Source organism: Terriglobales bacterium (assembly GCA_035487355.1).
In the GTDB taxonomy this organism is placed as follows: domain Bacteria; phylum Acidobacteriota; class Terriglobia; order Terriglobales; family Acidobacteriaceae; genus QIAW01.
Genome location: DATHMF010000037.1, coordinates 1 through 8,210 on the forward strand (window position 1 = coordinate 1; position 8,210 = coordinate 8,210).

General features: G+C 55.2%; 6 protein-coding genes. 4 read left to right on the top strand and 2 right to left on the bottom strand.

The window, feature by feature from the left end:
- Window positions 1–143: 143 nt before the first annotated feature.
- Window positions 144–539 (top strand): hypothetical protein, encoded by a 396-nt coding sequence (locus tag VK738_08940; GenBank protein HTD22766.1) that lies wholly within the window; start codon window positions 144–146, stop codon window positions 537–539.
- A gap of 523 nt (window positions 540–1,062) precedes the next feature.
- Here the strand turns inward: VK738_08940 and VK738_08945 are convergent.
- Complete coding sequence (locus VK738_08945) at window positions 1,063–1,644, bottom strand: sigma-70 family RNA polymerase sigma factor (protein ID HTD22767.1); 582 nt, start codon at window positions 1,642–1,644, stop codon at window positions 1,063–1,065.
- Between the two features lie 454 nt (window positions 1,645–2,098).
- Here VK738_08945 and VK738_08950 point away from each other — a divergent pair, with 454 nt between their 5' ends.
- The 3 genes from VK738_08950 (at window position 2,099) to VK738_08960 (ending at window position 6,989) form a co-directional block, all read left to right on the top strand.
- Window positions 2,099–3,634, top strand: a complete 1,536-nt coding sequence (locus VK738_08950; GenBank protein ID HTD22768.1) for a pitrilysin family protein — start codon at window positions 2,099–2,101, stop codon at window positions 3,632–3,634.
- The gene (locus tag VK738_08955) at window positions 3,631–5,883 is read left to right on the top strand and encodes an insulinase family protein (GenBank protein HTD22769.1); all 2,253 of its coding nucleotides are present in this window, start codon (window positions 3,631–3,633) and stop codon (window positions 5,881–5,883) included. Before VK738_08950 ends, VK738_08955 begins: the two co-directional genes overlap by 4 nt.
- A 317-nt stretch (window positions 5,884–6,200) precedes the next feature.
- A complete protein-coding gene (locus tag VK738_08960; protein ID HTD22770.1) occupies window positions 6,201–6,989 on the top strand; it encodes a DUF4097 family beta strand repeat-containing protein in 789 nt (262 codons plus the stop codon).
- 150 nt (window positions 6,990–7,139) lie between these two features.
- Here the strand turns inward: VK738_08960 and VK738_08965 are convergent.
- Window positions 7,140–8,210: Ig-like domain-containing protein (locus VK738_08965; GenBank protein HTD22771.1), on the bottom strand; the 1,071-nt coding region annotated here is incomplete at its 5' end.

Consider the following 8,210-nt stretch of genomic DNA (forward strand, 5'->3'; position numbering starts at 1 on the left):
AAAACTGGGGGGGGGGGGGGCGTGAGTTTTACGCTACGAAACTCCTACTTGCAATATGCGGTTATTCAGATTTATACTTCGTGTCACTTCTCATGGTTAACGGTCCGCTACGTTAGCCATACGCAACTTTAGAAGGAGGCCACATGCCCGGCAGCCGGGAAAAAATGAACAACAACGGAAATAACGGTGGCAACGGAAACAACGGTAAGGCCCAGCAGCCGCTCAATTTCGCCAACAAGTTGATTGCCTCAATTCCCCACGGCAGAAAAGGGAAGCACAGCTTGATCGTTGCCAAGATCCTGGCTGACCTTGACCGGTTGGACCTGGAGACGGCCATCCTGGTTCCACTGGACGGCCTGAATGGGGAGAAGATGGAAAATGTCCGCTCGGCCTTGAACCGGGCCACCAAGCAGAAAAAGCTCTCCGTGGCCACTTCCACCGACAATAAGTACTTTTACGTTTGGCGTACGGATGCGAAAGGTTCCCAGGTGGCCACTGCTCCCGGCAAATTGGCGTCGCAGATTCACCACCAGCGCTGATGGCCTCCGGCCGTGAAGTTCAACCAACGAGGCGTGCGGGCGTGTGTGTGTCTAGAGCCGGCTGGACAGCAACAAGACAACCAGGAGTATGAGCGCCAGAAAAAGGTGTTGATAGCCCCAATGTCTGCGCAGCCGCCACGATCGCAATACCTGCGGCAACATGAGAAGTGCCGGGATAACCAAAAAGATTGAAAGTTCCGAAAGCACTTCGTCCCTCCTTCCTGCCACTCACTCTGCACGGGCATCCAGTTTAAATTGATTGGTTTGTATTAGCCTCTGAAGGTCATAACTAACAGCCATTCTCCATTTGGCGGGGACTGGGATAAATGCAGACAAGATAACGAACCATGGGGTGATGAACCAAATCAACCACGGCCTCACAAGACGCCAACGCATAACCCACTCCTATTCATGCGCGCTCTGGTTAAGGCGGCCAAACAGATGCGCTTATCAAACAGGCTATCCCACATCCAGGCAGGCTGACTGTTCAGTCCGGGACAATATCTATTCGCCGGTTCTCCGATCATGCGGCCCGATTCCTTGCTGGCTTGCCTGTATCTTCTGAGCCGCTACGCCGCGGGAGCAAGGTACGCAAGTTCATCCGCGCCTTATGCAACTGAGACTTGCTGTTGCCAATCGAGCATCCTAATATTTCCGCAATCTCGTTGTGCTCGTATCCTTCTATCTCGTGGAGCACAAATATGATCCGGTACCCGGGCGGGAGCTCTGCTATGGCCTGCTGGATCGTCATGCGGTCAACCGAACCATGAAGTGCGTTGTCCCTCGTCGCGATATCGATTGGCCCTCTGTCCTCTTCCTGCGGATCCAGGCTTTGTTCTAATGAAATCTGCGCAATGCCTTTCTTGCGGAGGTGCATGAGCACGATGTTCACCGAAAGGCGATGCAGCCAGGTGGAAAATGCTGATTCGCCGCGAAAACTCGCAATCTTGCGATAGAGCTGCATAAATGCGTCTTGCGTGAAATCTTCCGCCTGGGCATAGTTCCCTCCCGTCATACGCAGGCACAAAGAAAAAACCCGCCGTTTATGCCGGGCGTAGAGGGCTTCAAAACAACCCGTGTCTCCCGCCTGCGCTTTTCTGATCATCTCGCCTTCCGTCATCTCAGCGCGGGGCGTGGCTTCTGCATTGAAGCAAGTTGTTTTTCTTTGGCAACCAATTTTCTGTTGAAACGGGCTTTGAAGCGCTTCCTGAAACACCGTGGTTTGTGACAAGAGCTCTCTTTTCGTGGAAACGAATATGCGGACTTCTTCTGAGATGCTCCTGAGTACCTGAATGTTGTGCCATCGATTCGCAACTTTGTTCCCGAACGATTGCCGGGCACATTGGGCGTCGACGACTAGACCGCATGTTTCTGTCTCGCTGCCCGGATATTCATCGGGCGGCGCCCTTCCGAAATAGGTAGGCCCCCCAGCTACTCTGAAAATGTTTTAAGATAGATATATTGCTGACATGCGTATTTTGTAGATGTAGTCGGGTGTGGCGTGTACACGTTGTGCTTTGAATGCTTACCTTGAACTCTCTCGTACGTCTTGAGGTGTTATGAAACGTCTCTTTGTGATTCTCTCTTTCCTTGTCTTGCTGACCGCTTCTCTCTCCGGCCAGGATATGGCCTCTTTCGAAAAGCGGGTCACGGTGAAAAAACTTGCCAACGGGCTCACGGTCGTGATCTGTGAACGTCCTGAGGCCCCGGTGGTCTCTTTCTTTACCCATGTTGACGTGGGTGATGCGCAAGATCCCAAGGGCGAGACCGGCCTGGCGCATATGTTTGAGCACATGGCCTTCAAGGGCACAGACAAGATTGGTTCGACCAACTGGCCCGCCGAGAAACTGGCGCTGCAGAAGGTGGAGCAAGCCTACCAGGCCTATGACGCGGAGCGCACCAAAGAAGTAGGCCGCGATGAGCAGAAGATTGCCGCCACAAAACAAGCCTGGGAAGACGCCCGGGAACAGGCCGAGAAGTACGTATCGGTCAACCAGTATGACGAAATCCTCGAGCGCAACGGCGCTGAGGGCATGAATGCCAACACTAGTGAGGATGAAACCCAGTACTACTATTCCCTGCCCTCCAATCGCGTCGAGCTTTGGGCTTATATGGAATCAGAGCGTTTTCTGCATCCCGTGTTCCGGGAGTTTTACAAGGAGCGCGACGTGGTGCATGAGGAGCGCCGCATGCGCGTCGACAGCAGTCCGCAAGGACGGCTGATAGAGCAGTTCCAGGCGGCAGCATTTGTAGTGCATCCTTATCACAATGAGGGAATCGGAGACGCATCGGAGATCGAAAGTTTTTCCGCCACCGATGCCCGCAAGTTTTTTGAGAAATACTACGTGCCGGCCAACATGGTAGTGGCCATTGTTGGCGACGTGAAGGCGGCGCAGGTCATGCCGATCGTCGAAAAATATTTTGGCCGGCTGCCGGCCAGGCCCAAGCCTGAGCCGCTGAAGGTGGTGGAACCGCCACAGCGCTCCGAACGTTCGGTCAGGATATTTGACACGGCGCAACCGATTTACCTCGAAGGCTATCACAAGCCTGACTTTCGCGATCCTGATGACGCCGTATATGACGTGTTGAGCGATCTGTTCTCCAATGGCCGCACCTCGCGGCTTTACCGCGCTCTGGTGCGCGATAAAAAAATCGCGGCGGTGGCGGAAGGATTCGGCGGATTTCCAGGAAATAAATATCCCAACCTGTTCGCCTTCTACGCCATTCCCACCCGGGGACATACTCCCCAGGAATTGCAGGCGGCCATCCACGAAGAGATTGACCGGCTGATCAACCAGGACGTGACCGACGAAGAGCTGCAAATGGTGAAGATACGCGCCAAGGCCGACCTGATCCGTGGGCTGGCCAATAACGAAGGGCTGGCGCAGCAGCTCGGCATCACACAGGCCTATTACGGCGACTGGCGCGAGCTGTTTCGCCAGGTTGACCGCATTGAAAAGGTGACCAAGGCCGATATCCGGCGAGTGGCAGCCACGACCTTCACGCGCGACAACCGCACCACCGCCTTTCTGGAGAACAACGCCGTAGCGTCTAACTCCGCATCATCGAATTCCAAAGCAGGAGCCAAGCAATGAACCTTCAGAATCGAGCGCTGCGTACGCTGCTCAGTGCAGCCCTTTTGCTGTCCCTGGCCGGAGTGGCCCAGTCTCAGGAAAACGATCAGGGAAGCGCCCAGGAAAAGAGCTCCGGGCCCTCCGCTGCCCCGGAAAAGAAAACATCGGCTGGGCTCACGCGAAAAAAGGGCGAGGCTGCGGCCGCGCCGGCCGGCTCCAAGCCCTGGGAGAAGATTGCAGTTCCGCCGCTGCACGCATTCCATCCGCAGCATCCCAAGCGCATCGAGTTTTCCAACGGTCTGGTGGTTTTCCTGCAGGAAGACCACGAATTGCCTTTGATCGATGGAACCATTCGCATTCGCGGCGGTTCGCGTGACGAACCCGCGAACAAAGCCGGATTGGCGGCCGTATTTGGGCATACCTGGCGCCTGGGCGGCACCACCAGCAAGAGCGGTGATGAGCTAGATGACTTTTTGGAAGCGCGTGCGGCTAAGGTGGAAACCACGAGCACCGTGGATTCCTCAATTCTCTCCTGGTCGTGCCTGAAAGAAAACTTTGACGACGTGCTGAACATCGCGGCCGACGTGCTCGAGCATCCCGAGTTCAGGCAAGACAAGATTGACCTGACCAAAAAACAGATTGATACGGCTATTTCGCGCCGCAACGATGATCCTGAATCTATCGCCGGGCGCGAAGCCAACAAACTTGCTTATGGCGCTCAAAGTCCATACGCCATCACTCCGGAGTATTACACCGTCGCCGCCGTCACCCGCGCCGACCTGTTGGATTGGCACAAGCAATATGTTCATCCCAACAACATGATCCTGGGGATTGTGGGAGATTTCGACTCCGCTGTCATGGAGGCCAAACTGCGCGAGGTTTTTGGCGGGCTGCCGCGCGGACCCGCGGCCGAGCGCGACCCCAAAGTCGCCATTGATCCCGCCCCGCCGGGAATTTATTTCGTCGAAAAAGATGACGTCAACCAAAGCACCATTGAGATGGTGCACCTGGGAATTCGGCGAGACAATCCCGATTATTACGCGATTTCGGTCATGAATGAGATTCTTGGCGGCGGATTCTCCGGCCGGCTGCTTTCGAACTGCCGTACCAAGCGCGGACTCGCCTATGGCGTCGGAGGCGGCGTCGGGGCCTTTTATGGCCACGTTGGGACCTTCAGGCTTTCCATGGGCACCAAGAGCAGCACCACGGCCGCGGGCATTACCTGCCTTTACGACCAGTTAGATGACCTGGAAAAGCAGCCGGTAACCGAAGTTGAACTCAAGCGCGGCAAAGACACCATCTTGAACTCATTCATCTTCCAATTTGACGATAAAGACAAAGTCCTGCAAGAGCAGATGGTCTACGAATACTTTGGCTATCCTCCCGACTTTCTGGAACGCTTCCCCGAAAACATTAAGAAAGTCACGGTTGATGATGTGGAACGGGTGGCGCGCAAATACATCCACAAAGACCAGTTGAAGGTGCTGGTGGTAGGCAATTCCAAGGATTTTGACCGCGATCTTTCCACTTTTGGGAAGGTCAATAAGATTGACATCGCCATTCCTGAAGAGGCTCCCTCCGGCGCGCCGGCTGCCGCTAAATCCATAGGCTCAAACCCGGAGGGCAAGGCCCTGATTGCCAAGGTCGCGGCCTCCCTCGGCGACAAGAAAAAACTGCGCGCCGTGAAATCCATACGGCAAACCCTCACCAGCGTCCGTAAGACTCCGCAGGGCGAAATTCCACTCGACCTGGACCAGACCATCATCTATCCCGACCAGGTGTATGTGAAGGCAAAGACCCCCATGGGCGAGATGGTGACCTTAATCACACCGCAAAATGCCTCTATGAGTATGGGAGGGCAGCACCGGGATATGTCCTCGGCCATGCGTGATGAGAACCTGAAGGTGGTCAGGCGCGATCTGGTCTACATCGCGCAACACGCCGGGGACGCGAAATTTACCTTTAACGCCTCCGGCGACGACACCGTTCAGGGAGTACCGGCGAAAGCTCTGGCCATCAATGCCGACGGAGTTGAAGTAAAGTGGTATGTCGACCCCGATACCGGCCATCTGTTGCGCGCTGCCTTTCACACCCTAAGCATGCAGGGTCCGGTGGACCGCGTGGTCGATTACTCCGATTGGCGCGACACCGGCGGCCTCTCGCTCCCTTATAAACGAACCGTCACGGAAAACGGTGAGACTTCGAGCGAAGATACCATCAAGTCGATCGAACTGAACCCCGCGGTTGATCCCAAGCTGTTTACGCCGTGAGAAATTGGGGAATTGTAGAAGTGCGTAATCGGGTAATTGATTAACCTGATTATTTACCTTAGTACCTCCCATTTCGGGACAAACTAGTCACGACTGCATATTCCTTTTTAACTCCTGCCGTATCTCGTTCTTTGCGGGACATGAGAGGCGAATAGCCCCGAAGGGGTGACGTATTATAGCCCAGCAGTTCACTGCTGGGTCAGCCAGGCAAATCCGCCAAGTCCTGTAAGGACGACGCTCATAATCCGGGAACTTTAGATTATTTCTCAACGTATGAGTTGACTGAGGGCAAGCTTGCCTCACACAGGAGGTATGCCGTGCAGCGAATTTTTCTGGCCGTATCCGTTTTCCTGGTTCTGGCTTTGCCCGCGGTCGCGGATGAATGGAAGAAGGACTATGCCATTTCCGCCAAACCAGACGTGCACCTCAGCACCGGGGATGGTTCAGTAGAATTCATCACCTGGGAGCGCAAACAGGTGAGTGTTTCGGTCTTGACCGAAGGCTGGCAAATTAACTCTGATGGCGTGAGGATTGAAGAGCGCCAGGTGGGAGACCGCGTTGACGTGGAAATCCATACCCCACACAACGGCTGGTTTTGCCTGTTTTGCAACCGCTCCATTCACGTAAACATAACCCTCCCGCAGGATGGCAATCTCGATCTTCACACCGGCGATGGTTCCATCAAAGGTTCGCGGCTCCACGGTGCTATGTACCTGAACACCGGCGATGGCTCGATTCACATCGAAGATGCTGACGGCCAGCTTTCGGCGCGCTCCGGCGATGGCGGCATTCACGTGGACGGGCGATTTGACGCTTTGAGAATCGAAACCGGCGACGGCAGCATCCACGCCGATATCAATCGCGGATCGAAGATGGCAGGCTCCTGGTATATGCATTCCGGCGATGGCAGCATTGATCTCCGGTTGCCCCAGGATTTTTCGGCGAACCTGGATGCCCGCACCGGCGACGGCAGCATTCAATCTGACCTGGCTTCATTAAGCGATGCGGATACGCACCGCAACAGCCTGCGTGGAAAATTGAACGGCGGCGGACCTCTGCTTGAGCTGCGCAGCGGCGATGGGTCCATTCATCTCGGGAAGAATTAAGGTAAACCACAAAGAACACCAAGGAACACGAAGAAATATTCCTATTACCTGGGTGCCCATGCGCGCGAACAGCGCCAGTGCGAGGACACAAAAAAACCGCCCTGGCAAAGAAACCAGGGCGGGGGCCAACATTGAGAACTGTGTATCCGTCTATCGGTAGGTAATGTCGTCAAACTCGATGTTCCAACCTCCGGTAAAGGTGACTGTAATTGTTCTGGACGCATTTTTCCATCCAGTGGTCACAAGTTGCATTCCTCCAGTAGAGACATTTTGAGTTTTGGTTTGACCGGCGCCGTCGCTGAGGGTCAGGGTTCCGGCAACGGAAGTGGCTACTTTCATGCTGATGAGAACGTGCGAGCCATTAGCAAAGCTGAACGTCCGCTTATTGCTGGTTGCGGAGCTGAAGTAAATGTTGTTCGTTGCATCGCTCAGGTAACCTGGCTCCCAAGCCCACTGGCCAACGCCGAAGTTAATTCCGCCAAAGGTCCCGTTGATCGAACTGTAGGGAGACCCAGACGGAGCAGGACTGTCGAAATTGACAACGCTGACAGCAGATGCGGATGTAACCGTGAGCGATGCCGCACCTTTGATCCCAGACATGGAAGCATTGATCGTCACCGGCCCGCCTGCGGCCATTCCAGCTGCCACACCTGTATTGCTGACGACAGTGGCCACAGAAGAATTGCTCGAACTCCAGGCCGCCTGTGTGGTGAGGTTCTTGTTCGAGCCGTCGGAATAGTGGCCCGTAGCAGCAAAAACAACGGTGCTGCCGACCGCGATGCTGTCTGGACTCGGCGTTACCGTGATGGATTGCAGCGTCGGCAATGATGGAGGAGCAGTAACCGTAAGTGACGCTGTGCCCGTGACACCCGATAACGAAGCGGTAATCGTTACCGGGCCTCCCGCGGCCACGCCGGTTGCTACACCAGTATTGCTGCCGATCGTGGCCACAGAAGAATTGCTCGAACTCCAGGCCGCCTGTGTGGTGAGGTTCTTGTTCGAGCCGTCGGAATAGTGGCCCGTAGCAGCCAAGACAACGGTGCTGCCGACCGCGATGCTGTCTGGACTCGGCGTTACCGTGATGGATTGCAGGGTCGGCAATAATGGAGGAGCAGTAACCGTAAGTGACGCTGTGCCCGTGACACCCGATAACGAAGCGGTAATCGTTACCGGGCCTCCCGCGGCCACGCCGGTTGCTACACCAGTATTGCTGCCGATCGT